The following is a 26,867-nucleotide window of genomic DNA, read 5'->3' as shown; positions in this document are numbered from 1 at the left end:
AATAATTAAATTAAAGATTTGCGTAATAATCTATTGTTTCACCATCTTTTAACGTTACGATAGCTTTTTTGTATTTCGGACTACGGCCTGAAACAAAACCTGCTTTTGTGTAACGAGATTTAGCTTTACCGTCTACAACCATCGTGTTGATTGAAGTGATGGTAACACCATAAAGTTTTTCGATTGCAGATTTGATTTGCAATTTGTTTGCTTTATGGTTTACGCTAAACGTGAAAACGTTTAATTTTTCAGTTAAAGCTGAAGCTTTTTCGGTTAATATTGGTTTTTTTAAAATTTCCATATTACTTGGCAAATGCCTCCTCCAAAGTTTTAACAGAATCTGCAGTTAACACAAGTACACCAGCGTTTAATACATCATAAGTATTTAAATCTGCCGCAGTGATTACTTTAGTTTTCTCAACGTTTCTGCTTGATAAATAGATATTATTATTTTGTGAAGGTAAAACCAACAAAGTTTTTTGTGTACCTACGTTTAACGCAGCTAATAAACTTGTGTAGTTTTTAGTTTTAATTGTATCGAAGCTGAAATCTTCTAAAATTACCACGTTGTTATCTTTTGCTTTATAAGCTAAAGCAGATTTACGTGCTAATGATTTTAATTTCTTATTCAATTTAAAACTGTAATCACGTGGCTGAGGACCGAAAACACGACCACCACCGTTAAATAACGGAGATTTAATGCTACCAGCACGGGCACCACCTGTACCTTTTTGTTTGTATAGTTTACGGGTTGAACCAGCAATCTCGTTACGTTGTTTAGATTTGTGCGTACCCTGACGTTGATTAGCCAAATACTGTTTAACATCTAAATAAATCGCGTGGTCGTTAGGCTCGATACCGAATACCGATTCAGGAAGCTGCACCTTGGCACCTGTTTCTTTACCTGAAATGTTTAATACTTTAACTTCCATCTGATTACTTGTCTAAGATTACGTAAGAACCTTTAGCTCCTGGAATGGAACCACTAACTACTAATAAGTTTTGCTCAGCATAAACTTTCAAAACCTGTAAGTTTTGAACTTTTACCCTGTCTCCACCTGTTCTTCCAGCCATGCGCATTCCTTTGAATACACGTGAAGGGAATGACGATGCTCCCAATGAACCCGGGGCACGTAAACGGTTATGCTGACCGTGAGTCTGCATACCTACACCGGCAAATCCGTGGCGTTTTACAACACCTTGAAAACCTTTACCTTTTGAGGTACCTACAACATCAACAAAATCGCCTTCTGCGAAAGAATCAACTGTTACTACATCACCTAAATTAAGTGCTGTTGTAAACGAATCGAATTCTACCAGCTTGCGTTTTGGAGTTGTGTTTGCTTTCGCGAAATGGCCTTTTAACGGTTGAGTTGTGTTTTTCTCTTTTTTCTCATCGTAACCCAATTGGATTGATGAATACCCGTCTACTTCTTCGGTCTTCACTTGTGTAACTACACAAGGCCCAGCCTCGATTACAGTACATGGAATGTTTTTTCCATCTGCATCGAAGATACTGGTCATTCCTACTTTTTTTCCAATAATTCCTGACATTTTATCTTTTAATTTAACACCCATCGAAGCAGTAGGGCTTCGTTCAAGGTGGTTGTTCATCCCCCGAAAGGGACGGCAAAGATAGGCAAGAATTATTAATTTTCAAATAGTTAGCTAAATATTTTTCAACTATTTTTGATTTTTCTTTATGGGCGTTGAAGCGATCATAATTTATTTATCTTAGATGTACATTTAAGGCAAAATTATGATGGTTTTCAAATAATTTGCTGATAGATGGGGAGTTAGCTAAAAAAGATAAACTAATTCGCCAAACCACCATTTAAACTGATGGTTATGATGGTTAATATGATAAATCCAATAAGAACATACAGGTAATCACCTTCAATTAAAAAGCTAAAAATAGCGAAAACGATACGGGCTATGGGCGTAAAGATTAACATTAAGATGCCAAACTGTACAATTGCATCGCCCTGGAAAGTTAAAACACCTTTAAAAATTGCGGCAATTGATGAAAATTTGGAAAGTTCAGGCTTAAAAACCTTATAGTCGGTAATGGCACCTTTGTTATGAATAAGAAATATTATACCGCCGATTAAAACGATACTCATAGAGATAATTACACCTGCACGCAGAAGCGTTCCAAGAATTACTTGGATATCTTTATCATTTAAATTTTCCTTTTTACCAGTACTCATTATAATCCGCTTATACCTTTATAAATCATTTGCAAAGCCAAAAACGTTACTACAACAGCAAATACAATTTTAAGCTTATCGGTTTTGGTTTTTAATAAAACTTTTGAGCCTAAGGATGCCCCTGTCAGAACACCAATGCATACCGGCATCGCAATTCCCGGGTCTATTTGCCCTCTGTGTAAATAAACAACTGCACTGGCCGCTGCTGTAACGCCCATCATAAAGTTACTCGTTGTTGTAGAAACCTTAAAGGGCAGGCGCATGATGTTGTCCATTGCAATTACTTTTAAGGCACCGCTGCCTATGCCTAGCAAACCCGAAAGTGTGCCTGCAAAAAGCATCATTAAGAAACCGCCGGGAACATGTTTAACCGCATATTTGTGCTCCACAGCCTTATCAGGATAGGAACCGTTCAACTTAAAAAAGTTTGCCCATTTATCAGAGTCATCCAAAGTAGAATGGTCGACCTTTTTCTTCAAAGTCATGATGGCCGAAAAAATAAGGATGCAGCCAAAAATAATAGCGATGTAGTTGGCATTAAGATAAACGGCAACGATTGCCCCGCAAACCGCTCCTATTGTGGTTGCGATCTCGAGAAACATGCCAATTCGGATATTCGTAATCCCTTCTTTTACATACGCTGCCGCCGATCCGGATGAAGTTGCAATTACAGAAATGATCGACGCACCGATTGCATAGTGAATATCAACACCTAAGGCAAGCGTTAATAACGGAATGATAATTACACCGCCGCCCAAACCTGTTAAGGAGCCTAGTAAACCGGCGAAAAAAGCACCCAATAAAACAATAATGGTAAACAATAATACCGACATGCGGGCAAATATAAGTGACAGTTTTTGGCTAAACGACAGATTTAGGGAATAAAATAAAGTCTATATGGTATATGGGAGATGTAAGATGGATGATGGACAGTTAAATTTACTAGTGAAAGAGCTTACTTGTATCTGGGAAATGGAAAACGTGTTGATTCCATCATCCATTTTCCATTATACATCTATCATATTCCCCTACTTACCTAATCTCTTAATCATCTCCGCACTTAAATCTCGTCCGTCATTCAAACGATTGGCGAAAAATGACTTGGCGGCCTCGAAATGTTCCTTATATCCTTTTAAATCTCCGTAGCCTATGATGGATGCCCATTCATGCACTGCGGTATGAAATTCCAAATCATCTCCACGGATTGATTTATCATATAAAGCCGTTTGAATAGACTCTTCAAGCATGGCTTCATTTTTAAAAAGATATTCGGCAATACCCAAACGTAACTTAAACGGAGGCGTTTGGCAGATTAAATTATCATAAGGATTTACACCCATTTTGTACCAGGCATAAACCATGCTCAGTAAACTTAAATGCGAATTTGGTTTTTGTTTATGTGTGGCATCTGATAAACTAAATTCTTTCATTATGTTATCATCCAATAACAATAACTTTCTGCTTTCATGAAATACAAAATCGCGGGCTGCGTAAATTTTAGCCCGGAATTCAGTTTCGTTTTCACAAATCATAAGCTTGTATAATTCAGATTCTGCCTGTGCATAATATTTAACCTGTTTTTGAGCATATGGATTTAGAATAGCCAAACCAGCATAAATGTGCGATTTGTAGCTAAAAATCCGAAGGGTAGTTAAAATTTTTACATTATCGATTCCACCGGCATAAGCCGGATTATCCCAGGGAAAAAAACCGGCATTTTTCCAGGCAGAACCCATGCTTTCAAACCCCATATGCGTTACGGCTTGTGTATCCGCAACAATTCTATCGTGTTCTTTATAGTCATCCAATTCGATAATATTTGATTTGAGTGACTTATAAATTTCTAATGCCTGTTGATAAACCTCATCACTGGCACGGTGCCTTACCACAACTAAAGTTTGTCCTTCGGGGCTGAAAGCCGGTCCGTGCAAAGAATGACAGGTTACGATTTGTGTTTCTTTGGGAAGGTATTTTTCGAAAGCCGCAATTTCAGGATGTTTTACGGATGTTTGTCCGGAAACGATGGCACCATACTTAGTTGACAATGCAAAAGCAGAAACCACATCATCAATCTTTTCGGCTTCAACACAATAAATAATGAAATCTGACTTACGGGAAACTTCATGACCATCATTTAAAACTTCAATACCCTGAGGTTCGAGTTCTTTTTTTAAATCATCAAAACGTAAAGGCATATCTGCTCCGCATACCTTATAACCTGCATTTGCAAATGACAGGGCATACAATTTCCCCATATCACCCAAACCAATAATTCCTATTTGCATGAAACAAATGTAATCTATCAGAAATTAATTTATAATAAATTGTATAAAAATGTAGTTTTACATTTTAACATTTACATTTAAACTATGCAGAAATTTAAGCACATCCTTTATTGTTTAGGGGCGTTAATATTTTTAAACGTCGCATTTGCTCATGCACAGCAAGACACTTCGAAAAATACCGACCCTTCTTTAAACGGGCAGTATCAATTCATGTTAAAAAAATCGAAAAGCTTGTACGGCGCTCGTTTAATCAATCCTTCCAGACTTTCTGCGGTTTGGAAAAGTGTAAACGATACCCTGCGTAAAGAACGTAAGCAATTACAGGAGGCAAAGGAGCAAATTAAATCTCAGGCAGATAATATTGCCAGTTTAAAAGGTGAAGTAACCGGAAAAGAAAGTTCTTTGGCAAGCGCTACTGCATCTGTAAATGAAATTAATTTTCTTGGTATTTCATTTAACAAGGGAACCTATAATACAATTGTTTGGGCAATCATTATTATTCTTGCTGTGGTTTTAGCAATTGTAATTTTGCAAACCGGTAAATTCAGAAAAGAAGCTACCTACCGAACGCAACTTTACCAGGAAGTTGCGGATGAGTTTCAGGCGCATAAAGTAAAAGCAAAAGATAAAGAAATGAAACTTGCCAGAGAACTTCAGGATGAAAGAAATAAATGGGATGATGCCGGCAGGCGCTAATTGAAAACTAAAGGCAATTTTTTATGTAAAATAGCCTTTAGTTTTAACGATGAGCATCTTCACTTCCGATGCCGTAAACTCAGGTTTCGGAGGGGAAGGATATTCCTTTTATATTTCTGTATAAATCAACAGCATATAAATCTGTCATCCCCGAAACAAAATCTAATACGCTTTGTGTTCTGGAATAAATATCGGTTAAATCTGTATGATATTGTTTTGGGATTAATTTAACCAGCTTTTTATAGTAATGTGTATTGTTATGAATTAAAGCAGGTACAAATTCTTCAAGTAAACCTGCCATAATTTTATACCCTGCAACTTCCTTTTGAATTACTGAGGAAAAATTATAGATTCTTTCTACCGATACCCTTTCAACAGCTTTCCAGGCAGAAAAGTAAGGTTCAGGAATTAACTCTGTTAAACTTTTATTTAACTCGCCTTTTAGCAAGGCTTCCTGTGTGTTGTAAAAAATCCCGGCACAAACTACTGTCAATGTATTTATTGCCTTAGCCCTTAACAAGCCAATTTTTGCATCATCATCTTCATAATCGTTTTTTAGCCTGTCTTCAATCGTTTTCGAATTGGCAAAAGGCAGCAAATAGCCTTTAACTTCTTCATAAGATAGAATTTTTAACCGGTGTGCATCTTCCAAATCAATTATACTATAACAAATATCATCAGCAGCTTCTACCAGATAAACTAACGGATGCCTTTTATAAATCAGGTATTCATTATCTTCTTTCTCTAAACCCAACTCCGATGCAATTCTCTTGAAGCTTTCTTCTTCTGACTGAAAGAAACCATATTTTTTTCTATGAAGTATACCTTTTTGTTTCCCTGCGATTGAAGCACACGGGTATTTAGCAATGGAAGCTAAGGTTGAATAAGTTAATGCGTATGCATCGTTTCCTTTACCTTTTAAAGGATGTGTCAAAATTCTTATGGCATTCGCATTTCCCTCAAAGTTTATCAAATCATGCCACTGTGCATCATTCATATCCTTCTTATACACTTTACCATCTCCATCAGTAAAATACCTTGAAATAGCAGCTTCACCAGAATGGCCGAATGCAGGGTTTCCCAAATCATGCGCAAGAGCAGCCGCTGCAACTATATTTCCAACTTCACTTATTAACGGAACTTCTTTTATTAATTGTGGGTTTTTCTCTTCAATGGTGTTTAAAAAAATGTTTGCCATAGAGCGGGCAACACTGGCGACTTCTAAACTGTGTGTTAATCTGTTGTGTACAAAAATACTTCCGGGTAAAGGAAAAACCTGCGTTTTGTTTTGCAATCTTCTAAATGGTGATGAAAAAATTAACCTGTCATAATCCCGTTGGAAATCTGAACGTGCCTTATCTGAATTTGCACCATATTGTTCCTGACCAAAACGTTTATTCGAAATTAATTTTTTCCAATCCATTAAATTCAGTTTTTAAATTGGTTGCGAAGTTAAGCAAAACACAAAAATGGCAGCGAACTATTTAAAATAAAAGCAAAAAACCATTTTTGTATTGATGTGTTCTATTTATACTATGAAAACAAACGCATATAATAAAGAAGAGCATATTGAAGGTTATATCGGATCTGACAAAGAAATTGTCGATAAATCAGATGTTCAAAAAGCATATGAAAAGGGAAACGAGGGGAATAAGGTAAATAGCTTCGGCAAAGAGCCTGATTTGATGATTAAAGGCGATTCAACTGCAAGGGATGGTTTAGACAATTCGGGAACACAGGGAAAAGATTCTCTTAGCGATGATACGTATAATGCAGTCGACAAAAACCCTACCATAGAGCGTGCTGAAAGTCGTACAGGAAGTTCATCTAAAGATTTTCAAACAGATACGTCAAAAGAAATGAAACAGCGTGATGAAGATGATGTTTTAAATACCGGGATTTAAATATCTATAATTATTGTAAATACTTATTTAAGTAAGCGTATATAATTATCGAAAATGTTAAGCTGATTTAATATTATTGCATTTGCCCGCCAACACCTTTATCTTCATTTTTATTTCTGGCTGCAACATCATCATCAGCTATAATATTTTCATTTTTTAGCTTTTCAGAAGCATCAATATTTTCGTTACCCTCGTGCTGTGGTTCATTTTTCTTTTTAATTGCATCAGGATCTGTGATATGTCCATAAGTATCGTTATCCCAATTATCATCATTTTCACCTGCTTTTAAATTGCCTGAATTTTCAGGATGCTGCGTATCTGGATTAGTGTTCATATTATATTCTTGAATAGTTAGATACACTATTAACAATTTGTTATTTAAAAGGTTTAATTTTTTAAACACGTTTTGCCCTCTAACTTCTATATAAGCTATAATTCAAACAAATTGATAACATCTTCGTTAAATAGTAGTGCAGAAACAAAGTAATATCAGTATTAATACTCATAATTTGAAGTACAAACACGCACATTAAGGTTTTAAAATATTTCGATATTTGAAATCTAACTAATTAGTTTTTCCAAACTGAAATTGAAAAATCCAATAAAAGTATTAATTGCTGAAGATCATACCATTGTTAGAAATGGAATAGTTGCACTCCTCGAAAAGGAACAGGATATTGAAATTATTGCCGATGCCAAAAACGGGCAGGAAGTTCTGGAGTATTTAAAAAAAGGAACCGAACCAGATGTAATTCTGACAGACATTAACATGCCTGACATGAACGGCATGGAATTAATAGCAACGGTGTCTTCAAATTATCCAAAAATTAAAACACTTGTTTTAACAATGCTTGAAGATGAAAAACATGTAATTCAAGCACTGGATTCAGGCGCCCAGGGTTACCTGCTTAAAAACGTAAATATTCCCGAAATCATTTTTGCCATCAAGCAAATTACCAGTGGCTATAAATATGTTTGTACAAGCGTAACGTTAAAACTTCTTTCGCAAATTAACGGCAGATATACCGGAGCCTCAACCCAACTAAAGACCGATGTAGAAATTTCAAAAAGAGAGGTTGAAATTTTAAGTCTAATTGCCCAGGGTTTTACCAATAGTGAAATTGCTGACAAGCTTTTTACCAGTAAACGAACCATTGAGGGAAACAGGCAAAATTTGCTGGAGAAAACCGGAACGAAAAACACAGCGGCATTAATAAGTTTTGTGGTTCGTAATCGGATTATAGACTAAGGAAATTGTCCGCAAATGCAAAAGAAAATTCTTGTTATCGATGAGCATAGAAGCACACTTGATGTGCTTTTAATATTATCTTTAAAGAAGATTACTTAATAGAAATTGCAAATAACCCAATTGATTTTAACAGGTTGCTCATTAACTATAAACCGGATTTAGTAATTACTGACGATATGCTTCATGAAGATTTAACTGGTGAAGACATTTGTTTTTTTCTTAAAGAGAATCCTAAAACAGCACATATTCCTGTAGTAGTACCATCCGTGCTGGATAATCCCGTTTTAAGCGATAAACTTAAAAATTTTCACTTTATGCCAAAGCCTTTTGACTTACTGCTAAAGTAAAAGAATTTATCACGGCTATCTAATGCCTTTTTCCTGATTTACGTTACCTGTGTAAGCGTCTGTGTCAGACTTATCCGACCCATTAGCATCTCTTTTCTCCGGTGGATTATCCATTCTGCTTTCTTCTAAATCTGAAAAATCACCGCCCGTTTGATTTGCAACCTCGCCATGCGATGGTGTTTTTTTATTTTCTTCTTCAGGTTTAGCAAAATCCTGTCCTTTTACAGCTTGCTTATTCTTATATCTTTCCATAACTAATCCTATATGATATTAAACTATCAGTACAGAGATTTGTTTTGGATATAAACTGAAAGCCAACAATAAGTATCAGGTTAGAACCCATCTTATTTTAGTATAGTTAAATCAAGTACTTACAACAATTTTAGGCTGAACGCCTATTGTATCGTCTACTTTTTGTCTTTTTATCGGTTGTGATTTTAAATAAGTTAAACTTCTCCAAAGCCATTCGAAAGGACCAAACAAAAAATACCTTAGCCAGATTGTACTGAAGGTGATTTGAAACAGCCATATTGCAAGAACGAATTCATAAATTTCATATCGTTGCAATTTGCCATGCCAGCCAAAAGCTAAAAAGAATATTCCGCCAATAATGGATTGCATTAAATAATTTGAAAAAGCCATTTGGCCAACGGGAACAAAAATATTTAAACACTTTCTAAAAGGGATTATTTTATATAAAAGTATTAGTAAACATAAATAGCCTAATGTTTGAAGCAAACGCCTTATTTGATACAATTCTGCAGGTGCTGATTCGGTTAATTTAATCACGTCAAACTTAGCGGCATACATTTCTTTAATACCCATAAAATTGAACGCTACACTTATTCCGATACCCAAAACAGCACCAATAATATAAATCCAATTTGATTTTTCACCTGTTATAAAACCAGATTTTATCAGCGCCATACCTGCAAAGAAAAACATTAAGATATCCCACCAACCGTTATAAAAACCAATGCTTTGCAATTCCATGTTTACATCTCTGTAGAAAGCAAAAAGTTTGGGATAGCTTGACTTTTGAATCTTATCATCTTCTTCTTTTGCATCTTTTATCATGCCATTAACGTCATTTTTCTCCCTGAATTTCACCCACTTTTCTAAGTCTCCCTGTTGCGTTTCGGTTAACTTCTTATTTTGTTTCTTAAGCAATTCAACCTGTTTTCCTTTGACTATAATTTCTTTTCGATTATATAATGAAGAATTTTCTCTATATGTTCCAATCACCAGCAAAATAAAAACACCTACCCATAATATTTGTGGCGATAGCTTTCTAAACGGAAACAAAACCAGGCCACAAAGTGCATAGGAATATAAAATATCACCCGGCCAGAAAAATATATATGCATTAATTAGTCCGAAAACCAATAACCAAAGTATGCGACGATAGTAAATATCAGCCGCGTCGGTATTTCCGCGATTTTTTTCTAAACGATTAATCAATAAAACAGTTCCTGCACCGAATAAAATAGAAAACAGTCCCCGCATGGTTCCTTCAAAAAAGCCCATCTCCAAAACCCATGCATAATAATTTAAACCCGTCATCGGTTGGTTAGGATTTAAAAAAGCATAAAAAATATGAGATTGGCCCATGGCCATACTATTCATGAGTAATATACCGAGTACGGCAATTCCTCTAACCGCATCGAGAAATAGAATTCGATCATTTTTCCCGAGTGGAGATGCAGCAGTTAATGCATCCGTAGTTTGTAATTCAGACATATAGCGCTGGTTTGGTTAAACCAAATATACTATAATACTGAATATCAAGCAATAAGATTGAATCAGGGTTTTCCGGCAAAACAAAAAAGGGTTCCGATTTGCATCGGAACCCTTTAAATTCGCTTTAAAATCTATCACACTTTGATTTCAACTTCAACACCGCTAGGTAATTCAAGTTTCATTAAAGCATCAACTGTTTTAGAGTTAGAGCTATAAATATCTAATAAGCGTTTGTAAGCGCACAATTGGAACTGCTCTCTGGCTTTTTTGTTTACGTGTGGAGAACGTAAAACAGTAAAGATTTTTTTCTCTGTAGGAAGTGGAATTGGTCCACTTACAACTGCACCCGTAGGTTTAACAGTTTTAACGATTTTCTCAGCAGATTTATCTACTAAATTGTAATCGTAAGATTTTAATTTAATTCTGATTCTTTGGCTCATTTTCTGTTTTAATTATGATCCTTGTTAGAGCTATTAATAACAAAGACCGGATTTATCTTTTAAGTAGCAAGTATTTAGTATCGAGTATCAAGACTCAATGCAGGTCTTGATACTTGATACTTTTATCTTAATACTAATCTTCAGACTTAACTCTGCCTTTAGATTTAGCAATTACTTCATCCTGAACGTTTTTAGGCGCTGGTTCGTAGTGGTCAAATTCCATAGTAGAAGTTGCACGACCTGAAGTGATGGTACGTAACTGGGTTACATAACCAAACATTTCTGAAAGTGGAACCAATGCTTTGATAACCTGAGATCCATTACGGGTATCCATACCTTGTAACTGACCACGACGACGGTTCATATCACCGATAACATCACCCATGTTTTCTTCAGGGGTTAAGATTTCGATTTTCATGATTGGCTCCATCAAAGTAGGTTTACATTTAGGTAAAGCCTCACGATATGCCATACGGGCAGCAAGCTCGAATGATAAAGCATCTGAATCGACTGCGTGGAATGAACCATCAATCAAACGTACTTTCATATCAGGAAGCGGATAACCTGCTAATACACCATTAACCATCGCCGAAGCAAAACCTTTTTCTACTGAAGGGATAAACTCACGTGGAATTGAACCACCTGTAATTTCGTTTACGAATTGTAAACCACCTTTTTCGAAATCAGCATCAATTGGAGAAATGATAACCTGGATATCTGCGAATTTACCACGACCACCCGATTGTTTTTTATATGTTTCGCGATGTTGAGTAGAACCGAAGATTGCCTCTTTGTAAGCTACTTGTGGCGCGCCTTGGTTAACTTCTACTTTAAACTCACGTTTTAAACGGTCAATCAAGATATCTAAGTGAAGCTCACCCATACCAGAAATTACAGTCTGACCAGTTTCCTGATCTGTTTGAACTCTGAATGTAGGATCTTCTTCCGCTAATTTAGATAAGCCCATACCTAATTTATCAACATCAGCCTGAGTTTTTGGCTCAATAGCTAAACCGATAACCGGCTCAGGGAATACCATTGACTCAAGAACGATAGGGTGTTTCTCATCGCAAAGCGTATCACCAGTTTTGATATCTTTAAATCCAACTACCGCAGCAATATCACCAGCACCTACGTTAGGGATTGGGTTTTGCTTGTTTGCGTGCATTTGGAAGATACGGGAAATGCGTTCTTTGTTGTTTGAACGGGTATTGTAAACGTATGAACCAGCTTCTAGATTACCTGAATAAACACGGATGAAACACAAACGACCTACGAACGGGTCGGTTGCAATTTTAAACGCTAAAGCTGCAAACGGCTCGCTTTCTGATGGTTTCAATAAAACTTCAGCATCCGTGTTAGGGTTAGTACCAACAACACCTTCAGAATCTAAAGGCGAAGGCAATAATTCCATCACGTAATCAAGCATCGTTTGTACACCTTTGTTTTTGAAAGATGAACCACAAACCATGGGAACGATTTTAGCATCTAATACAGCTGCACGTAAAGCATCTAAGATTTCACGCTCCGTGATTGAGTTTGGATCTTCGAAGAATTTCTCCATCAAAGACTCATCGTAATCAGCTACAGATTCTAATAATTTCTCTCTCCACTCCGCTACCTCATCTAACATATCAGCAGGAATCGGCACTTCAGTAAAGGTCATACCTTTATCATGCTCATTCCATACGATACCACGGTTGTTGATCAAATCAACCACACCTGTAAAGTTATCTTCAGCACCGATAGGCAATTGCAATGGAACTGCATTACTACCTAACATGTCTTTAACCTGTTTAACAACTTTTAAGAAGTCAGCTCCGGAACGGTCCATTTTGTTAACGAAACCGATACGTGCAACATTATAGTTGTTAGCTAAACGCCAGTTAGTTTCTGACTGAGGCTCAACACCATCAACAGCAGAGAATAAAAACACTAAACCATCTAATACACGTAACGAACGGTTTACCTCTACGGTAAAATCCACGTGTCCGGGTGTATCGATAATGTTAATGTGATAGTTCTGCCCTCTGTATTTCCAACCAACAGTTGTAGCCGCAGAAGTAATGGTGATACCACGCTCTTGCTCTTGTGCCATCCAGTCCATTGTTGCAGCACCTTCGTGCACTTCACCAATTTTGTGACTAACACCAGCATAATAAAGGATACGCTCAGTTGTTGTCGTTTTACCTGCATCAATGTGAGCTGCGATTCCGATATTTCTTGTAAATTTTAAATCTCTTGCCATTGTTTTAAAATATGATTACACAGATTTAAAAGATTTCAATGATTATAATAACATCAATGAAAATTCCTTTATCTGTGTAATCTTTTAATAATCTATTTAAATCTGTGATTAGAATCTAAAGTGAGAGAACGCTTTGTTAGCTTCAGCCATTTTATGCGTATCTTCTTTCTTTTTAACAGCAGCACCTTCACCTTTAGCAGCAGCTACAATTTCACCAGCTAATTTCTCTTTCATGGTTTTTTCACCACGTTTACGAGCATATAAAATTAACCATTTCATACCTAAAGCTGTTTTACGCTCTGGTCTAACCTCAGTTGGAACCTGGAAGTTAGCACCACCAACACGGCGAGATTTAACCTCTACAGCTGGCATAATGTTAGTTAAAGCACGTTTGAATATCTCTAAACCGTTTTCACCAGCTTTTTTTTCTGCTAATTCAACAGCATCATAAAAAATAGAGTAAGCGATAGATTTTTTCCCATCGTACATCATATTGTTTACAAAACGAGTTACCTGAACATCATTAAATTTTGGATCAGGAAGAATAATTCTCTTTTTTGGTTTTGACTTTCTCATTTCTTATTTCCTCCCGATTATTTCTTTTTACCTTTTGTTGGCGCCGCAGCTACTTGTCCTGGTTTAGGACGTTTAGTACCATATTTAGAACGACGTTGGTTACGACCAGCTACACCTGATGTATCTAATGCACCACGGATGATGTGGTAACGTACACCTGGTAAATCTTTAACACGACCACCACGGATCAATACGATTGAGTGCTCCTGTAAGTTGTGACCTTCTCCAGGAATGTATGCATTCACCTCTTTACCGTTCGTTAAACGAACACGGGCTACTTTACGCATTGCTGAGTTTGGTTTTTTAGGGGTAGTGGTGTACACACGTGTACATACACCTCTTCGCTGTGGACAGCTGTCCAACGCTGGAGACTTACTCTTGAACTCCAGTGCTACTCTACCTTTTCTAACTAATTGTTGAATGGTTGGCATTGTGCTTTTTTATGTTTTTTTATTAAAAAAATTACCGCTCCCCCGGCATCCTTTCAGATAGCCCATAAAACGGACTGCAAAAGTAGAACAATTCTTTTTAAAAATCAAGGGGTTAGCACAAAAAGTTTTCAGTTCACAATTATCAGTTTATAGTTGATGATTAAGGGGTTGCAAATTCTTTTGCAGATCGAATAATACAATCGTCATGCTAAACTTGTTTCAGCATCTTAATAGTAGAATTATTATTATTTCTGGAAAGCAATTGTAGTAATTCTTAGGTTAGGTTCTGCCCCGCTAATGCTTCAAGCAACAATGAAAAATTGTTGGCTTTACGCGTATATCGGGTTTAGACAGCAGAGGAAATCGAAATTTTATCGGCTGAACCTCCATTTCGATTGGCAAGACACCAACCAATAGATTGGATAAATAATTAAACTAATAAGCTCCAATCAAGCTTTCAGCAGGTATATTCAACACTTCATGTAATTTACGAATCATACTCAAACTTAACTTACGTTTCCCATTAAGGATTTCAGATTGACGACTTCTTGCGCCGAAAATTTTTGATAATTCTGTTGGTGTTTTACCTAACTGCTCTAATCTAAATTTAATGGCTTCAATTGGCGAGGGTGGTAAAATGGGATAATGACTTTCTTCGTAGTGTTCTATTAAAAGTGTAATAAGTTCTAATTCATCGGATTCTTCAGAGCCAACAACAATATCTTTTTGTATTAGCATATATGCCTTTTCTAAAGCCAATTCATATTCTTGTTCTGTCTTAATGATTTTTAACATAATTAATTTCCTCAACTTTGATTTTATCATATTCAGCATGTGTACCAACCCACACAACAAAAATAATCTTTAACTTAAATTCAACATCAACTATTAATCGGTAATGGTTGCCCTTTATATTAAAAACAAATCGGTAACAATCCAATTTTATACACTAATTACAATCCTTAAAACCATCCTTCAATACCCTTAATTTAGCCACAGCAGCTTCCAATTCTTTTGGTGCTTTGCCATAATCGAAAGTAATTTTATATTGTTTACCGCCGGCATTTACAGAAACCCATTCTGCGCCGCCATCCGCACAATCCGGGCAGCCAATAACCTCGGGTAATGCCGCGATTTTATCGTTATTTAACAAATCTCTTATTGCATTTACCTCTTCCTGAGAAATTGTTTTAGTACAAGTTTTAGTATCAGGCGTTTGGCCATTTTTACTTTTGGAAAAGGTAAGCTTTAAATTACTGATTAAAAGATTTTGGACACAGTAACCTGCACACATACCAAAGGAAGTTCCGTAGCCAATGCTGTTCACATTGTTAAGATTATCTTTATCACACGAAGAAAAATTAAGTAATAAGACTAAGATAGCAAATATCAGTTTATTCATAGTTTTTAGTTGATGGAATTAAACATAAAGATAAAATTTAACTTATTAAAGCATTTCAGATTAATAAAACACTGCAGATAAATCGAGAATTAATGAACTACGGTAATTCTACAGTATATCCATAATTTACTCTTTTACCATTAAACTCATATGATGAAACTGATTTGCCATCAACCGAAACATCAAAACTCGCTTTTGCTTTATAAGAAGATGAAGCAATGGTATTAATTTTAACTTTTGTGCCAGAATTAGCCATTACCCTTTTTTCCCAAGCACCTGTAACGCCTCTTAAATCTACTGATTTGCCTTGTGCATCCGTATACGAAATATTAGCGGTCAATCCTTCAGAAAAATTGGCTTTGTAAATAACATTGTAACTGTCCTTTTTTGGAACATCCAGTTTTCCTCCATTTAATACCGAAAGAGAAGTAATTGAAGAGCAACTTGAGAAAGCAACGAGTGTGATAAGTAAGGTAATAATGTTTTTCATAATATTTTAAATAATTGTAAATGGTAGATGAAAAGATGAGACCAATGGTTGCAAGTAACTGCAACTATTTACAAAATGTATCTACATATAATTCTTCTACTTTTTTTCGCGCCCAATCCATTCTACGCAGAAATTTTAAACTCGACTTTATGCTTTGATTGTTATTAAAACAATCTATTTTGATTAGCGAACCTAATTTTTCCCAACCATAGTGCAACTGAAGCTCGGTTACGATTTTTTCAAGGGTAATGCCATGAAGCGGATTGTTTTTTTGCTGTTCAGCCATATGCAAAGTTAAATCAAATATTAAAACTACAACGGATTATATTGAGCCATCCAGACTGTTGCGTTTCCACATTCAGCATCATCAACTACATGTACCAATATTTTAAAATGATGTTCTTCCAAAAGCTGCTTATATTCATCAGTATTTAATGATGCGTGGAATAAATTTTCGCCGCCATTCATGCCCCATACTTCACCACTTGTAGTACCTGATGTAAAAAGCAAGATCCCCTCTGGGTTTAGGTGATTTTGGAAAACCGTAAACATATCTGGTTGGTCGGTGGCTGGTAAATGGAAGAAACTATGCCATGCAATTATTGCATCATGTTTTTTAAGGAGCGGCAGCTTCCGCATGTCGGCTAAAATAAATGCTGTTGAAGGGAAATTTCTCTGTGCCAGACTAAGCATTTTCTCACTCGCATCAACGCCGGTAACTTTAAAGCCTTTATTCTGAAAGTAGTTCAAAATCGGGACACCCGTTCCGCAGCCGACATCTAAAATGCTTCCATTTGACGGAATGAGCGAGATAAGTTTATCAAGATAACTTTTCTCTATTAGATTTTGGGGCCTGTTTTCGGCAAACCAGTCCCCAATTTTATTGTAGACCTCAAAAACGCTTTGTCGATTCCCTTCCATAATCGCAACCTAGTAATTTGCTGCCAAAAAACAAAAGCCATTCTGAAAAATCAGAATGGCTATAAATTATCTCTTTAAATGCTAGTTTGCAGGTGCATTCCAGGTATTATTATCCGGGTTTGAATCCGGTAATACTTTATTCGGATCTAAAGCAACAGCGATAACTTCTTCAGTTGTTGGATAGCGAACCAGCCAGCTCGTGTTTTTCATCCACACATCAACAGGTAGTTTAATGATATCCGTTTTACCGCTTTTGGTTTTCACCTGAAGAATAATCGGCATCGGCATTTTTTCCAGGTTATTTACTCTGATGGTATAACCAGTAATGGTTCCATCAGTTTTTACTGCCTGAACATCGCCGATTGCCTGGTCCATTTTCCAGTTGTTTAACCACCAGCTTCTCCAGAACCAGGCTAAATCTTCACCGGCACCGTTTTCCATCGATCGGAAGAAATCGAAAGGTGTTGGATGTTTGAATGCCCAGTTTTTAATATACTGACGGAAAGCATAATCAAATCTGTCTTCACCTAAAATCTGTTCTCTCAAAATATCTAAACCCCATCCCGGTTTGCTGTACAGGTTAATACCAATGTTTCTTTCTGCCATACCATCGGGCATTAACATGATATTTTCCATCGCAGGATTGCCGATTACAGCTTTACCAATACGGTTCATGTCTGCAGGGCGGGGTTTGTACTCGCCATTATTGAAACTATTAGCCGAAATCCCGTTGATAAACGTATTAAAACCTTCATCCATCCAGCCATATTTGCGTTCGTTCGAACCAACAATCATTGGAAACCAGGAGTGGCCGAATTCGTGATCGATTACACCCCAGGCCGACCCTTTCTTTGCTTTCCAACCACAAAAAACGATACCCGGGTATTCCATACCGCCAATGTTTGTAGCCACGTTAACAGCCATAGGATAAGGATACTCGAACCATTTTGTGGAATAATGTTCGATGGTAGTTTTTACATATTCAACACCACGACCATAAGCGTCGACACCATTACTTTCGATAGGTTGTGCAGAAACAGCAAGTCCTTTTCTTCCGCTCGGGAAATTAATACGAGCCGCATCTAAAACAAAAGATTTTGATGAGGCCCATGCAGCATCCCTGGCGTTCATAATTTTAAATTTCCAGGTTAATTTATCTTTCGCCGGGCGGGATTTTGGGTCAGTAACTTCTTCAGCCGAACGGATATGAACTGTGGCATCGCTGGCTTTTGCAGCGTTCCATCTTTTAAACTGTTCGGCAGTAAAAACCTCCTGGGGATTTAACAATTCACCCGAACCCATAACAATATGCGTTGCAGGTGCTGTAATTGCATAGGTTATATCACCATATTCACAATAAAATTCACCGCCGCCCCAGTAAGGTAAAGTGTTCCATCCTAAAACATCATCATATACGCACATGCGTGGAAACCATTGTGCAATTGCAAAAATTTCACCGTTTTGCGTCGTCAAATGTCCTGTCCTGTCTGATCCTTCTTTCGGCAAGACATAAGAATAATCCATTTTAATGGTAACCACGTCACCATTAGCCGCCAGTGGTTGTGCCAAACGAATCTGCATTCGTGTGTCTTCAATTATAGATGTAAACTTTACGGCAGCTGTCTTTTGGGAAACACTAACGTTATTGATTTTATAACCGCCGTCAAATTTTTCGCCTTGTGCGCCGTACCGACTGCGAGCCGGCGTTACCTTCTGCCCACGGGAACCTTCTTTGAACGTATTCTGATCTAACTGTAACCATAAATAAGGTAATTTATCAGGACTGTTATTTTTATAGGTAATGGTAACCGTTCCACTGACCATGTTTTTGGTTTCATCGAGACTTGCTGTAATGTTGTAGTCAACTCTGTTTTGCCAGTATTTTGCGCCGGGCGCACCGTTTGCTGAACGAAATTCATTACCATTCTGTGTGTAAAATAATGGTCCGAATGCTTCTGCGGGACTATAATTGGTTGTCGGAGCAGTTGAAGTTGTGGTCGCTTGCTGAGCAGATGCAGAAGATGCAACAGCCAAGCAAACTAAACACATAATAAGTAATTGGTTTAGTCTGATAGTCATGATATGTATTATTTGGCGGCAAATATAAAAAATAAGCACTAAGAGAATTCTTTGTGCTTATAATGTTACCTTACAAAGGCTTATGTGTTAAAAAGAAAGTAAACTTCCTCTTTTAATTTATTTTCTTCAAATCGGGTAATTCCTGCATTTTTCGTTCAGCCGGAGAAAGTTTCAGCCAGGCGTGGTAAGCCTGAACGATATAATAAGGATATTTGAAAGGTCGCTCCGATTGGACTTTTTGAACCGAAGGACGATACATTATGATAAAATTTTTCAAATCCTGTCCTTCGAGTTTTAAAAGATTACCTATAATTTTTTCATTGAAATTCTGATCTATTTCCATTAAATACTGGTCGCGTTCTTCCAGTTCAGCTTCTTTCCTTTGCTGACGCTTATATTTACCATAACCGAGGTTCAGACTTAAACCACCAACTTTATCGGTCATTTTTTTCCGGTTTAAGTTACCACCTGTACCTAATAAGGCATATTTTTCTGCTTGAGGATCTGGATTTAGAATTTCTTTATTAATTTTCACACCCGTGATATCTACATCACTTAAATTATTGTTTCTTTCCACCATATAAATGGTTTTAGGCAGTAGGCTGGTTAAATAAAGCGTATCGGTAACGTAACCAACCAAAGAAAATTCTAATAAATCGCCTGTATTTGCGGCAATCGTAAATTTACCAGAGGCACTTGCCGATGTGACTTTCTTATTATTTAAATTTCTGATGGTCACACCCGGAAGTGAGGCCGATTTTTTTGAAAAATCGTAAATGGTACCGGTTGTAACGCTCGATTGAGCTAATGCTCCGAAAGGAACGGCAAAAAGCAAAAAAAAGATCAGCTTATACATATGCGAAAATAAATTAGTTTTAATGTTAAAGTTTTAGTTTAACAAACTTTAACATTAAAACAAAGGTATTAGCCAAGTGTTTCAGCGTAATGCTTTTCATCAAAAGAAATTAAAATGGCATGACCATCTTTTTCTATAACAGGTCTTTTAATAGCACTGGTATTTTCAATCAGATACGCAATCGCGCGTTCTTGATTATTAATAACATTCTGCTCGTCTTTCGAAAGTTTCTTCCAGGTTAAGCCTTTTCTGTTTAGGATGGTTTCCCAGCCGAAAACTTTACACCAATCGCTTAATTTTTCAGCAGTGATTCCTTTCTTCTTGAAATCATGAAATTCGAAATCAACTTTATGGGCTTTTAACCAATCCAGGGATTTCTTTACCGTATTGCAATTTGGTATTCCGTATACTGTCATTTGAATAATATTTATTGTGAGTTGCGTGTTGAAGGTTATAGGTCAACGTGCAAACCTAAGTTTTTGCGATACAAATTCAAAGCATACAAACCCGCAACGTTTAACTTTCAACCTTCATCCATGCATATTTGTCACATTTTTTACCCTTTCCGTCACATTTTAAAAATATATTGGTGCCACATAACTAAAATTGCAGCATCAAAAGAGATAAAATGGATTTTAAAGATTTACGCAAAGTTGAGTTCTGGATTTCTACAGCACTTTATATTTTAGTTGTTATTTTACTTATTTCGGGTGCCGACGGAAGGGTAAGAAATGAGAATTACTACTACTTTTTAAATGAAAAGGTAAGTTATTCTTACTTCTCCAATTATTTAGTACCAGAACTTTTTCGTTTCTCCATTATATATCTGAGTTTCCTAGCGATAAATTTTTGCATTATGCCGGCATTTCTGAAGAAGCAAAATGTGGTTGCAAATAGTTTTCTGCTAGCTGGCCTGTTCATCATCGGCGGACTTATTTTCAGCATCTGCAAAACCTATACTGAGGCCTATACATTATTTGATTATGACGATTTGCAACATGCCTACAATCGCATTTTCTTTAAGGGATATGTTTACAGTATGTGGTCTATTGTCATCATTTCTGCTTATGCGCTTATCAAAGCTTTTGTAAGTTATCTTTCAGAAAATAAAGGCAAAAATACAGATGAAGAAACCCAAATGAAAGTAGATATTGGCTTCGGTCTGGGGTTTTGGTTTGTTGGTCTTTTACTTTGGATATCGAGTAATTCAGGGATAGAGCTTAGTGTGTGCTGGACGCTTGTAATTTTCTCGGCAATTGGTATCGTTATCTATTCCGTTTACACACTTTTACCTCAAAATTTTGCCAAAGAAAAACCATTTAAAGTTTATTTCTGGCAGGTATTTTTCATCTCGGTTTTATTAGCTGTTCCGCTGGGATTAATTTCCACATTGTTTATCTGGCGTATAGAAATGTTCTTCATTGTATTTTTGTTCCACATGCCAACGCAATTAATTATCAGTGCACCTTTATCCTGGTACATTTATAAAAGAAGGCTGGCCAATCGTACAGAAATCAGAACGTTAAAAACTGAATTAGGTAAATCTGATGCGAACCTGAGTTTTCTTCAATCGCAGATTAACCCGCACTTTTTATTTAACGCATTAAATACCTTATTCGGAACAGCTTTGCAGGAAAATGCCGAACGTACCGGCGAAGGCATCCAGAAACTTGGCGATATGATGCGCTTTATGTTACATGAAAACATGCAGGATAAGATTTCTTTAACCCGAGAAGTAGAATACCTGAATAATTATATCGATTTGCAAAAACTAAGAACATCCCGCTCTGCGGATATAAAAATTGAAACACAAATTGATGAACAACTAAACAACCTGCAAATTACGCCAATGTTGCTTATTCCTTTTGTTGAAAATGCTTTTAAACATGGTATTAGCTTGCAACAACCCTCGCACATTAAGATTACGCTTCAAACAAAAGAAAAAACACTATATTTCGATGTTCACAACAGCATCCATTTAAAGGCTGATAACGATCCTGAAAAACTGAAAAGCGGTATAGGGCTGGAAAATGTTAAGCAACGTTTAACACTGCTTTATTACGGAAAGCATGAATTGATTATTCGTGAAAGCGCAAAAGAGTTCTTTATTCACTTAACTTTACAGTTAGATTAGCAATAAGTATCTTTCAGAAATCAAATAAACAGGTAAATAATTTAAAATGATAAATTTGGGTAATTCGTCATTTCGACTGGAGCGCAGCGCAATGGAGAAATCTTTGAACTCAGTTTAAAAGATTCCTCCGCTACGGTCGAAATGACGATCATCTTTGAGCTACTAGATACTCCCTTCTCCAGCATGACAGAATAGAAAAACACAAAGACAAACCAAAAATGACCGCTATTGCAATAGACGACGAACCCATAGCACTTGAAATCATCAGATCTCACGCATCAAAGGTACCCTTTGTTGAACTAACAGCAGTGTATACAAATGCATTTGAAGCAATAAGCTATTTGCAGGCCAATAAAATTGATTTAATTTTTCTCGACATCAAAATGCCTGATATCAGCGGAATAGATTTTTTGAAAAGTCTGACCAGTCCGCCAATGGTGATATTCACAACCGCATATACCGAACATGCGGTACAAAGTTTTGAACTAGATGCTGTTGATTATTTGTTAAAACCTTTTTCACTTTCTCGTTTTTTGAAGGCCTGCAATAAGGCACAGGAACTATTTAATCTTAGAAATCAACGTACGGAAACCAAATCTGAATACATTTTTGTGAAGGATGGTTATGAACAAATCAAGGTGGAATTAAATGAAATCTTGTATGTTGAAGCATCAGGAAATTATACACAGATACAGCTTGAAAATAAACTGTTAAGCTCCAGGATTACCATAAATGATTTGGCAGAGCTGCTTCCAAAAACAGATTTTATTCGTTGCCACAGGGCTTTTATCGTTGCAAAAAGTAAAATATCCAAATTCGACCGCAACCAGATCTGGATTGGCACGAAGATAATTCCAATTGGTACAACTTATGGTGGTATTCAATTGATTTGATAAACTTACAACATTTAAACATTAGCCTCTTTTAACATTCCATGCTTAGCGTTATCTTTGCTGCATGTCAAGTCAATTAAAAAATCTATCAGATTTTTCTCATACAACAGTTCCAAATGGTGCAAATTATAAATTCGGAATTATTGTGGCCGAATGGAATGCTGAAATTACAGGTGCCTTATACAACGGTGCTCTAAAAACATTACTGGAAAATGGCGTTGCAGCAGAGCATATAATTTCATTATCCGTTCCGGGCAGTTTTGAATTAACCGGGGGTGCCGAAATTTTATTAAGCAAAAAAGCTGATTTGGATGGCGTAATCTGCCTCGGCTGTGTAATTCAGGGCGATACAAAACACTTCGATTTTATTTGCGATGCAGTTGCACAGGGATTAACAAATGTGGGTATTAAATACAGCAAACCGGTTATTTTTGGTGTTTTAACAACAAATAATTTGGAACAAGCACAAGACCGTGCAGGTGGCAAACATGGCAATAAAGGTGATGAGGCAGCAATTACGGCAATTAAAATGGCAGATTTTTCTGCAAATATTTAACATTGTCTTTTAATAATTATTTGTAACTTAGAAAATTAAAATCATATCTGATGAGAAAAGTTGCCATCTTATTATTGGCGGTGTTTTGCACCATTACTATTTTAGAATCCTGCTCTTCTAAACTTTGTCCTGCATATAGTTCTTATCCTGAAGGAAAACGCAGAAGAAACTAATTTACTTTTTTCATTTTTGGAACATTTACAGAACTTTGTGTTTTTGTAATTGTTTACCTATAAATACCTTATAAAATCATGACCTGGGTTAACTTAACTTCAATGGAACAGCTTGATGAAATAAAAAACGCAAGTGGTTTCAGCCTTATTTTCAAGCACAGCACGCGTTGCTCCATCAGTATGATGGCCAGAAAAAATTTCGAAATGGATTGGGATGTAATTCCCGAAGATACTAAACTTTACTTTCTGGATTTGATTGCATTCCGCGACATTTCAAATAAAATTGCTGAAGTTTTTCAGGTGGCGCATCAATCACCTCAGATTTTATTAATTAAAGATGGCGATTGTGTTTTAGAATCTTCACATAGCGACATCTCGGCAGAAGAAGTTGCCGAAGTTATTGCGGCTTAATTCAAAAGCCAAAATCAACGTTAATTAAAATACTTTAGCCACAGATTAACAGATTAAAAACCAAAATCTGTTGATCTGTAGTCATCAATTTTAAATCGTTGCTATTTTCAACGTAATATATTTTAGCCACAGATTAACAGATTAAATGCAAAATCTGTTAATCTGTGGTCATCAAATTTAAATCGTTTCTATTTTTAATATTTTTGACGTCCTGCTTCTGGTTGCTTTACAAAGCTCGGCATCATCTGCCAATGCCTTACCATAGGTGGGAATCATTTCTTTAATTTTCGATTGCCATTCCGGCGTTGCCAAATCTGCTGTAAAACAACGATCCAATAAATCAAGCATAATGGAAACGGCAGTTGAAGCACCTGGAGAAGCACCCAATAAAGCAGCTATAGAACCATCGCCTGCACTTACTACTTCCGTGCCGAATTCTAAAATCCCACCTTTCTTTTCATCTTTCTTAATAACCTGAACACGCTGACCGGCATATTCCAATTCCCAGTCTTTTAATTCGGCAGTAGGCAGGTATTCTTTCAAAGCTTCCAGCCTGTCTTCGGGCGATTGCCTAACCTGTTCAATTAAATATTTTGTTAAATCGAGATTGTGTAAACCTGCCGACAGCATCGGACGAATATTGTTAAATTTAATTGATTTCGGTAAGTCAAGAAAAGAACCATTCTTTAAAAATTTCGTCGAAAAGCCGGCATAAGGCCCGAATAACAAGGCCTGTTTTCCATTAATCATCCTGGTATCTAAATGCGGGACCGACATTGGCGGGGCACCAACAGCGGCTTTCCCATAAACCTTTGCATGGTGTTTAGCAATAATTTCTTCATTGGTGCATTTTAACCACTGTCCGCTAACCGGGAAACCACCAAAACCTTTTCCTTCAGGAATATCCGATTTTTCTAACAATGGCAATGAACCGCCACCGGCACCTATGAAAACAAACTTTGCAACGCGTTTACGTTTATCGCCGCTCTCTAAATCTTTTACTTTAATAATCCAGTTGCCATCTTTATTTTTCTTCAAATCCCGAATTTCGTGGTTGAAATAAAGGCTAACATTTGACTGTTCTTTAAGGTAATTGAACATATCTCGGGTTAAAGAACCAAAATTTACGTCAGTACCTAAATCCATACGGGTTGCCGCAATTTTCTCATTCTTTTTACGGCCGTCCATAATTAAAGGTGCCCAATCTTTCACAACATCAGCATCTTCTGTATATTGCATATCGCTAAACAAATCACATTTCTGCAATTCATCGTAACGCTTTTTAAGATAATCGACATTCTTTTTACCCCATACAAAACTCATGTGCGGAATTTTACGAATGAAATTTTCCGGATTTGATATCAGGCCTTTTTCTATAAGATAAGCCCAAAACTGCTTTGAAACTTCAAAATGTTCGGCAATTTGAACGGCTTTTTTTGTTTCTACTGTGCCGTCCTTTTTTTCAGGCGTGTAATTTAATTCACAAAAAGCAGAGTGACCGGTACCGGCATTGTTCCAGGCATCGGAACTTTCTGCTGCAGCAATATCAAGTCGCTCGTAAATTTCTATACTTAAATTGGGTTCTAATTCTTTTAACAAAACACCAAGGGTTGCACTCATTATGCCTGCCCCTATTAAAATTACATCTGCGTCAGTTTTACCAACTGTCTTTTTCTTTTTTGTCATCTTATATTAAAGGAGTTACAAATTTAGAATCATTTTAAATATGTCACGAATTTTTGAGCAACTAATCCATAAAAAATTGCTAAAAAATTAGAAATGAAAATACAATTCCCCCAATAACAGCAAAGTTTAAACCAAATCTTAAAAATCACCTCTTAATAAGTAGCGTTTTACTAAATAACCGCAATGAATTAGCGATTTAATAATTATTTCTATATTTAAAACATGATCGAAATCAGAAAAATTCTTGCAGCAGATGCTGAAAAAGTTTCCGGATTATCCGTTCAGTTAGGGTATCAAACTACTGCAGAGGAAACGCTGGCCAGAATTCACAACCTGAAAAAGATAGAAAGTAATTGTGCGTTTGTCGCATTAGTTAATGATGAAATTGTTGGATGGATTCATGGCTTTTATGCCGTTCGGATTGAGTCTGAAGCATTTGTAGAAATAGGTGGTTTGATTGTAGACCTCAATAACAGGAAAAAGAATATCGGGCGTATGCTTATAAATGCGGTTTTATCCTGGGCTAAAATTTACCAGGTACAAAAAGTGAAAGTAAGGTGCAATACGATAAGAAGGGAAAGCCATCTGTTCTATGAAAAATCGGGCTTCAAATTAATTAAGGAACAAAAAATTTTTGAACTTGATATTGAATGATGAGTGCTAAAGAAATATTAAAATTATGGGTTGAGGCATTTAATCGTGCTGACATTGAAGTTTTGATAAATTTATATGCCGAAAACGCAATTAACCACCAGGTCGCAAATGCGCCCGTTGAAGGAAGAAATGTAATCAAAAAAATGTTTGAAGCAGAATTTGCAAATGCTGAAATGGTTTGTAAACCAATAAACATTTTCGAGGATGGCGATTGGGCAATTATGGAATGGCAAGATCCAAAAGGCTTTAGCGGCTGTGGCTTTTTCCAGGTGAAAGAGGGCAAAATTATTTTACAAAGAGGGTATTGGGATAAACTGTCATTCCATAAACTTTATGAAATTCCGTTGTAAATCTAATGCCTTAGATTTAATTTATAATTGAACCCAAATAAACCAATGAACAACTGAACTGGTGAGCCAATGAACTATATTATTACAACATCCAAACATTTCATCGTTACAAGATTTCAATCCTAATCCTTAACTT

General features: G+C 36.4%; 35 protein-coding genes. 11 read left to right on the top strand and 24 right to left on the bottom strand.

Features of this window, described 5'->3' with window-relative positions; genetic code table 11:
- Positions 1 to 10 precede the first annotated feature (10 nt).
- The 6 genes from rplW to O0931_RS19525 all read right to left on the bottom strand — a co-directional run bounded on the left by rplW (position 11) and on the right by O0931_RS19525 (position 4,495).
- The gene (rplW, locus tag O0931_RS19550) at positions 11 to 301 is read right to left on the bottom strand and encodes a 50S ribosomal protein L23 (protein ID WP_056097517.1); all 291 of its coding nucleotides are present in this window, start codon (positions 299 to 301) and stop codon (positions 11 to 13) included.
- A 1-nt stretch (position 302) separates the two neighbouring features.
- Complete coding sequence (gene rplD, locus O0931_RS19545; RefSeq protein WP_056097516.1) at positions 303 to 932, bottom strand: 50S ribosomal protein L4; 630 nt, start codon at positions 930 to 932, stop codon at positions 303 to 305.
- A 4-nt stretch (positions 933 to 936) separates the two neighbouring features.
- Positions 937 to 1,554: a 50S ribosomal protein L3 gene (gene rplC, locus O0931_RS19540; protein WP_123206957.1), complete on the bottom strand. Its 618-nt coding sequence runs from the start codon at positions 1,552 to 1,554 to the stop codon at positions 937 to 939.
- A gap of 260 nt (positions 1,555 to 1,814) precedes the next feature.
- Positions 1,815 to 2,210: a DUF1634 domain-containing protein gene (locus O0931_RS19535; protein ID WP_269417175.1), complete on the bottom strand. Its 396-nt coding sequence runs from the start codon at positions 2,208 to 2,210 to the stop codon at positions 1,815 to 1,817.
- Positions 2,210 to 3,043: a sulfite exporter TauE/SafE family protein gene (locus tag O0931_RS19530; RefSeq protein WP_269417174.1), complete on the bottom strand. Its 834-nt coding sequence runs from the start codon at positions 3,041 to 3,043 to the stop codon at positions 2,210 to 2,212. The genes O0931_RS19535 and O0931_RS19530 overlap by 1 nt, the downstream gene beginning before the upstream one ends.
- A 195-nt stretch (positions 3,044 to 3,238) precedes the next feature.
- On the bottom strand, positions 3,239 to 4,495 hold the full coding sequence (locus O0931_RS19525) for a prephenate dehydrogenase (protein ID WP_269417173.1): 1,257 nt from the start codon (positions 4,493 to 4,495) through the stop codon (positions 3,239 to 3,241).
- 84 nt (positions 4,496 to 4,579) lie between these two features.
- On the opposite strand from O0931_RS19525, the gene O0931_RS19520 reads away from it, so the two are divergent.
- Positions 4,580 to 5,191 carry a hypothetical protein gene (locus tag O0931_RS19520; protein WP_269417172.1) on the top strand — a complete coding sequence of 204 codons (612 nt, stop codon included), beginning with the start codon at positions 4,580 to 4,582 and terminating at the stop codon, positions 5,189 to 5,191.
- A 79-nt stretch (positions 5,192 to 5,270) separates the two neighbouring features.
- Here O0931_RS19520 and O0931_RS19515 read toward each other — a convergent pair whose 3' ends face one another.
- Entirely contained in the window at positions 5,271 to 6,614 is a 1,344-nt protein-coding gene (locus tag O0931_RS19515) for a deoxyguanosinetriphosphate triphosphohydrolase (protein ID WP_269417171.1), read from the bottom strand.
- A gap of 112 nt (positions 6,615 to 6,726) precedes the next feature.
- Between O0931_RS19515 and O0931_RS19510 the strand changes: the two genes are divergently transcribed.
- Positions 6,727 to 7,095 carry a hypothetical protein gene (locus tag O0931_RS19510; RefSeq protein WP_269417170.1) on the top strand — a complete coding sequence of 123 codons (369 nt, stop codon included), beginning with the start codon at positions 6,727 to 6,729 and terminating at the stop codon, positions 7,093 to 7,095.
- Positions 7,096 to 7,168: 73 nt separating this feature from the next.
- Here O0931_RS19510 and O0931_RS19505 read toward each other — a convergent pair whose 3' ends face one another.
- Complete coding sequence (locus tag O0931_RS19505; protein ID WP_269417169.1) at positions 7,169 to 7,429, bottom strand: hypothetical protein; 261 nt, start codon at positions 7,427 to 7,429, stop codon at positions 7,169 to 7,171.
- A gap of 255 nt (positions 7,430 to 7,684) precedes the next feature.
- On the opposite strand from O0931_RS19505, the gene O0931_RS19500 reads away from it, so the two are divergent.
- Positions 7,685 to 8,344: a response regulator transcription factor gene (locus O0931_RS19500; protein ID WP_269417168.1), complete on the top strand. Its 660-nt coding sequence runs from the start codon at positions 7,685 to 7,687 to the stop codon at positions 8,342 to 8,344.
- A gap of 176 nt (positions 8,345 to 8,520) precedes the next feature.
- The gene (locus O0931_RS19495) at positions 8,521 to 8,691 is read left to right on the top strand and encodes a hypothetical protein (protein ID WP_269417167.1); all 171 of its coding nucleotides are present in this window, start codon (positions 8,521 to 8,523) and stop codon (positions 8,689 to 8,691) included.
- Between the two features lie 15 nt (positions 8,692 to 8,706).
- On the opposite strand, the gene O0931_RS19490 is transcribed toward O0931_RS19495, so the two are convergent.
- The 15 genes from O0931_RS19490 to O0931_RS19420 form a co-directional block, all read right to left on the bottom strand.
- A complete protein-coding gene (locus O0931_RS19490; protein WP_269417166.1) occupies positions 8,707 to 8,943 on the bottom strand; it encodes a hypothetical protein in 237 nt (78 codons plus the stop codon).
- A gap of 111 nt (positions 8,944 to 9,054) precedes the next feature.
- Positions 9,055 to 10,431: a DUF418 domain-containing protein gene (locus O0931_RS19485; protein ID WP_269417165.1), complete on the bottom strand. Its 1,377-nt coding sequence runs from the start codon at positions 10,429 to 10,431 to the stop codon at positions 9,055 to 9,057.
- Positions 10,432 to 10,565: 134 nt separating this feature from the next.
- On the bottom strand, positions 10,566 to 10,871 hold the full coding sequence (gene rpsJ / locus O0931_RS19480) for a 30S ribosomal protein S10 (protein ID WP_008244591.1): 306 nt from the start codon (positions 10,869 to 10,871) through the stop codon (positions 10,566 to 10,568).
- Positions 10,872 to 11,004: 133 nt separating this feature from the next.
- Positions 11,005 to 13,119, bottom strand: coding sequence for an elongation factor G (gene fusA, locus O0931_RS19475; protein WP_269417164.1), 2,115 nt, complete (start codon positions 13,117 to 13,119; stop codon positions 11,005 to 11,007).
- 108 nt (positions 13,120 to 13,227) lie between these two features.
- Complete coding sequence (gene rpsG, locus O0931_RS19470) at positions 13,228 to 13,695, bottom strand: 30S ribosomal protein S7 (protein ID WP_269417163.1); 468 nt, start codon at positions 13,693 to 13,695, stop codon at positions 13,228 to 13,230.
- A 17-nt stretch (positions 13,696 to 13,712) separates the two neighbouring features.
- On the bottom strand, positions 13,713 to 14,126 hold the full coding sequence (rpsL, locus tag O0931_RS19465; protein WP_008244597.1) for a 30S ribosomal protein S12: 414 nt from the start codon (positions 14,124 to 14,126) through the stop codon (positions 13,713 to 13,715).
- Positions 14,127 to 14,561: 435 nt separating this feature from the next.
- Positions 14,562 to 14,921, bottom strand: a complete 360-nt coding sequence (locus O0931_RS19460) for a helix-turn-helix domain-containing protein (protein ID WP_269417162.1) — start codon at positions 14,919 to 14,921, stop codon at positions 14,562 to 14,564.
- Entirely contained in the window at positions 14,905 to 15,066 is a 162-nt protein-coding gene (locus tag O0931_RS19455; protein WP_269417161.1) for a type II toxin-antitoxin system HigB family toxin, read from the bottom strand. The genes O0931_RS19460 and O0931_RS19455 overlap by 17 nt, the downstream gene beginning before the upstream one ends.
- A gap of 9 nt (positions 15,067 to 15,075) precedes the next feature.
- Positions 15,076 to 15,528, bottom strand: coding sequence for a hypothetical protein (locus O0931_RS19450; RefSeq protein ID WP_269417160.1), 453 nt, complete (start codon positions 15,526 to 15,528; stop codon positions 15,076 to 15,078).
- A gap of 97 nt (positions 15,529 to 15,625) precedes the next feature.
- On the bottom strand, positions 15,626 to 16,018 hold the full coding sequence (locus O0931_RS19445; RefSeq protein WP_269417159.1) for a hypothetical protein: 393 nt from the start codon (positions 16,016 to 16,018) through the stop codon (positions 15,626 to 15,628).
- Positions 16,019 to 16,082: 64 nt separating this feature from the next.
- On the bottom strand, positions 16,083 to 16,304 hold the full coding sequence (locus tag O0931_RS19440) for a VF530 family protein (protein ID WP_269417158.1): 222 nt from the start codon (positions 16,302 to 16,304) through the stop codon (positions 16,083 to 16,085).
- Positions 16,305 to 16,330: 26 nt separating this feature from the next.
- Positions 16,331 to 16,939 carry a class I SAM-dependent DNA methyltransferase gene (locus tag O0931_RS19435; RefSeq protein ID WP_269417157.1) on the bottom strand — a complete coding sequence of 203 codons (609 nt, stop codon included), beginning with the start codon at positions 16,937 to 16,939 and terminating at the stop codon, positions 16,331 to 16,333.
- Between the two features lie 81 nt (positions 16,940 to 17,020).
- Positions 17,021 to 19,018 carry a M1 family metallopeptidase gene (locus O0931_RS19430; protein ID WP_269417156.1) on the bottom strand — a complete coding sequence of 666 codons (1,998 nt, stop codon included), beginning with the start codon at positions 19,016 to 19,018 and terminating at the stop codon, positions 17,021 to 17,023.
- 112 nt (positions 19,019 to 19,130) lie between these two features.
- The gene (locus tag O0931_RS19425) at positions 19,131 to 19,874 is read right to left on the bottom strand and encodes a hypothetical protein (protein WP_269417155.1); all 744 of its coding nucleotides are present in this window, start codon (positions 19,872 to 19,874) and stop codon (positions 19,131 to 19,133) included.
- A gap of 68 nt (positions 19,875 to 19,942) precedes the next feature.
- Complete coding sequence (locus O0931_RS19420; RefSeq protein ID WP_269417154.1) at positions 19,943 to 20,290, bottom strand: Spx/MgsR family RNA polymerase-binding regulatory protein; 348 nt, start codon at positions 20,288 to 20,290, stop codon at positions 19,943 to 19,945.
- A 212-nt stretch (positions 20,291 to 20,502) separates the two neighbouring features.
- Between O0931_RS19420 and O0931_RS19415 the strand changes: the two genes are divergently transcribed.
- From O0931_RS19415 to ytxJ, 5 genes are all read left to right on the top strand, one after another.
- On the top strand, positions 20,503 to 22,008 hold the full coding sequence (locus tag O0931_RS19415; RefSeq protein WP_269417153.1) for a sensor histidine kinase: 1,506 nt from the start codon (positions 20,503 to 20,505) through the stop codon (positions 22,006 to 22,008).
- Between the two features lie 218 nt (positions 22,009 to 22,226).
- Complete coding sequence (locus O0931_RS19410) at positions 22,227 to 22,901, top strand: LytR/AlgR family response regulator transcription factor (protein ID WP_269417152.1); 675 nt, start codon at positions 22,227 to 22,229, stop codon at positions 22,899 to 22,901.
- A gap of 64 nt (positions 22,902 to 22,965) precedes the next feature.
- Complete coding sequence (gene ribH, locus O0931_RS19405) at positions 22,966 to 23,457, top strand: 6,7-dimethyl-8-ribityllumazine synthase (protein ID WP_269417151.1); 492 nt, start codon at positions 22,966 to 22,968, stop codon at positions 23,455 to 23,457.
- 50 nt (positions 23,458 to 23,507) lie between these two features.
- A complete protein-coding gene (locus O0931_RS19400; protein ID WP_262708864.1) occupies positions 23,508 to 23,630 on the top strand; it encodes a hypothetical protein in 123 nt (40 codons plus the stop codon).
- 78 nt (positions 23,631 to 23,708) lie between these two features.
- Complete coding sequence (gene ytxJ / locus O0931_RS19395; protein WP_269417150.1) at positions 23,709 to 24,041, top strand: bacillithiol system redox-active protein YtxJ; 333 nt, start codon at positions 23,709 to 23,711, stop codon at positions 24,039 to 24,041.
- A 177-nt stretch (positions 24,042 to 24,218) separates the two neighbouring features.
- On the opposite strand, the gene O0931_RS19390 is transcribed toward ytxJ, so the two are convergent.
- A complete protein-coding gene (locus O0931_RS19390) occupies positions 24,219 to 25,727 on the bottom strand; it encodes a malate:quinone oxidoreductase (protein WP_269417149.1) in 1,509 nt (502 codons plus the stop codon).
- Positions 25,728 to 25,949: 222 nt separating this feature from the next.
- On the opposite strand from O0931_RS19390, the gene O0931_RS19385 reads away from it, so the two are divergent.
- Both O0931_RS19385 and O0931_RS19380 read left to right on the top strand, forming a co-directional pair.
- Positions 25,950 to 26,381 (top strand): GNAT family N-acetyltransferase, encoded by a 432-nt coding sequence (locus O0931_RS19385; protein ID WP_269417148.1) that lies wholly within the window; start codon positions 25,950 to 25,952, stop codon positions 26,379 to 26,381.
- Positions 26,378 to 26,731, top strand: coding sequence for a nuclear transport factor 2 family protein (locus O0931_RS19380; protein WP_269417147.1), 354 nt, complete (start codon positions 26,378 to 26,380; stop codon positions 26,729 to 26,731). The genes O0931_RS19385 and O0931_RS19380 overlap by 4 nt, the downstream gene beginning before the upstream one ends.
- Positions 26,732 to 26,867: the final 136 nt, after the last annotated feature.

Source organism: Pedobacter rhodius (genome assembly GCF_027213645.1).
In the GTDB taxonomy this organism is placed as follows: domain Bacteria; phylum Bacteroidota; class Bacteroidia; order Sphingobacteriales; family Sphingobacteriaceae; genus Pedobacter; species Pedobacter rhodius.
This window is presented reverse-complemented; position numbering and strand designations above follow the sequence as displayed.

What these genes read in the sequence shown, in the direction of transcription:
- rplW (WP_056097517.1), bottom strand. Translation starts at nt 301, where the DNA reads ATGGAAATTTTAAAAAAACCAATATTAACCGAAAAAGCTTCAGCTTTA.
- rplD (WP_056097516.1), bottom strand. Translation starts at nt 932, where the DNA reads ATGGAAGTTAAAGTATTAAACATTTCAGGTAAAGAAACAGGTGCCAAG.
- rplC (WP_123206957.1), bottom strand. Translation starts at nt 1,554, where the DNA reads ATGTCAGGAATTATTGGAAAAAAAGTAGGAATGACCAGTATCTTCGAT.
- O0931_RS19535 (WP_269417175.1), bottom strand. Translation starts at nt 2,210, where the DNA reads ATGAGTACTGGTAAAAAGGAAAATTTAAATGATAAAGATATCCAAGTA.
- O0931_RS19530 (WP_269417174.1), bottom strand. Translation starts at nt 3,043, where the DNA reads ATGTCGGTATTATTGTTTACCATTATTGTTTTATTGGGTGCTTTTTTC.
- O0931_RS19525 (WP_269417173.1), bottom strand. Translation starts at nt 4,495, where the DNA reads ATGCAAATAGGAATTATTGGTTTGGGTGATATGGGGAAATTGTATGCC.
- O0931_RS19520 (WP_269417172.1), top strand. Translation starts at nt 4,580, where the DNA reads ATGCAGAAATTTAAGCACATCCTTTATTGTTTAGGGGCGTTAATATTT.
- O0931_RS19515 (WP_269417171.1), bottom strand. Translation starts at nt 6,614, where the DNA reads ATGGATTGGAAAAAATTAATTTCGAATAAACGTTTTGGTCAGGAACAA.
- O0931_RS19510 (WP_269417170.1), top strand. Translation starts at nt 6,727, where the DNA reads ATGAAAACAAACGCATATAATAAAGAAGAGCATATTGAAGGTTATATC.
- O0931_RS19505 (WP_269417169.1), bottom strand. Translation starts at nt 7,429, where the DNA reads ATGAACACTAATCCAGATACGCAGCATCCTGAAAATTCAGGCAATTTA.
- O0931_RS19495 (WP_269417167.1), top strand. Translation starts at nt 8,521, where the DNA reads ATGCTTCATGAAGATTTAACTGGTGAAGACATTTGTTTTTTTCTTAAA.
- O0931_RS19490 (WP_269417166.1), bottom strand. Translation starts at nt 8,943, where the DNA reads ATGGAAAGATATAAGAATAAGCAAGCTGTAAAAGGACAGGATTTTGCT.
- O0931_RS19485 (WP_269417165.1), bottom strand. Translation starts at nt 10,431, where the DNA reads ATGTCTGAATTACAAACTACGGATGCATTAACTGCTGCATCTCCACTC.
- rpsJ (WP_008244591.1), bottom strand. Translation starts at nt 10,871, where the DNA reads ATGAGCCAAAGAATCAGAATTAAATTAAAATCTTACGATTACAATTTA.
- fusA (WP_269417164.1), bottom strand. Translation starts at nt 13,119, where the DNA reads ATGGCAAGAGATTTAAAATTTACAAGAAATATCGGAATCGCAGCTCAC.
- rpsG (WP_269417163.1), bottom strand. Translation starts at nt 13,695, where the DNA reads ATGAGAAAGTCAAAACCAAAAAAGAGAATTATTCTTCCTGATCCAAAA.
- rpsL (WP_008244597.1), bottom strand. Translation starts at nt 14,126, where the DNA reads ATGCCAACCATTCAACAATTAGTTAGAAAAGGTAGAGTAGCACTGGAG.
- O0931_RS19460 (WP_269417162.1), bottom strand. Translation starts at nt 14,921, where the DNA reads ATGTTAAAAATCATTAAGACAGAACAAGAATATGAATTGGCTTTAGAA.
- O0931_RS19450 (WP_269417160.1), bottom strand. Translation starts at nt 15,528, where the DNA reads ATGAATAAACTGATATTTGCTATCTTAGTCTTATTACTTAATTTTTCT.
- O0931_RS19445 (WP_269417159.1), bottom strand. Translation starts at nt 16,018, where the DNA reads ATGAAAAACATTATTACCTTACTTATCACACTCGTTGCTTTCTCAAGT.
- O0931_RS19440 (WP_269417158.1), bottom strand. Translation starts at nt 16,304, where the DNA reads ATGGCTGAACAGCAAAAAAACAATCCGCTTCATGGCATTACCCTTGAA.
- O0931_RS19435 (WP_269417157.1), bottom strand. Translation starts at nt 16,939, where the DNA reads ATGGAAGGGAATCGACAAAGCGTTTTTGAGGTCTACAATAAAATTGGG.
- O0931_RS19430 (WP_269417156.1), bottom strand. Translation starts at nt 19,018, where the DNA reads ATGACTATCAGACTAAACCAATTACTTATTATGTGTTTAGTTTGCTTG.
- O0931_RS19425 (WP_269417155.1), bottom strand. Translation starts at nt 19,874, where the DNA reads ATGTATAAGCTGATCTTTTTTTTGCTTTTTGCCGTTCCTTTCGGAGCA.
- O0931_RS19420 (WP_269417154.1), bottom strand. Translation starts at nt 20,290, where the DNA reads ATGACAGTATACGGAATACCAAATTGCAATACGGTAAAGAAATCCCTG.
- O0931_RS19415 (WP_269417153.1), top strand. Translation starts at nt 20,503, where the DNA reads ATGGATTTTAAAGATTTACGCAAAGTTGAGTTCTGGATTTCTACAGCA.
- O0931_RS19410 (WP_269417152.1), top strand. Translation starts at nt 22,227, where the DNA reads ATGACCGCTATTGCAATAGACGACGAACCCATAGCACTTGAAATCATC.
- ribH (WP_269417151.1), top strand. Translation starts at nt 22,966, where the DNA reads ATGTCAAGTCAATTAAAAAATCTATCAGATTTTTCTCATACAACAGTT.
- O0931_RS19400 (WP_262708864.1), top strand. Translation starts at nt 23,508, where the DNA reads ATGAGAAAAGTTGCCATCTTATTATTGGCGGTGTTTTGCACCATTACT.
- ytxJ (WP_269417150.1), top strand. Translation starts at nt 23,709, where the DNA reads ATGACCTGGGTTAACTTAACTTCAATGGAACAGCTTGATGAAATAAAA.
- O0931_RS19390 (WP_269417149.1), bottom strand. Translation starts at nt 25,727, where the DNA reads ATGACAAAAAAGAAAAAGACAGTTGGTAAAACTGACGCAGATGTAATT.
- O0931_RS19385 (WP_269417148.1), top strand. Translation starts at nt 25,950, where the DNA reads ATGATCGAAATCAGAAAAATTCTTGCAGCAGATGCTGAAAAAGTTTCC.
- O0931_RS19380 (WP_269417147.1), top strand. Translation starts at nt 26,378, where the DNA reads ATGATGAGTGCTAAAGAAATATTAAAATTATGGGTTGAGGCATTTAAT.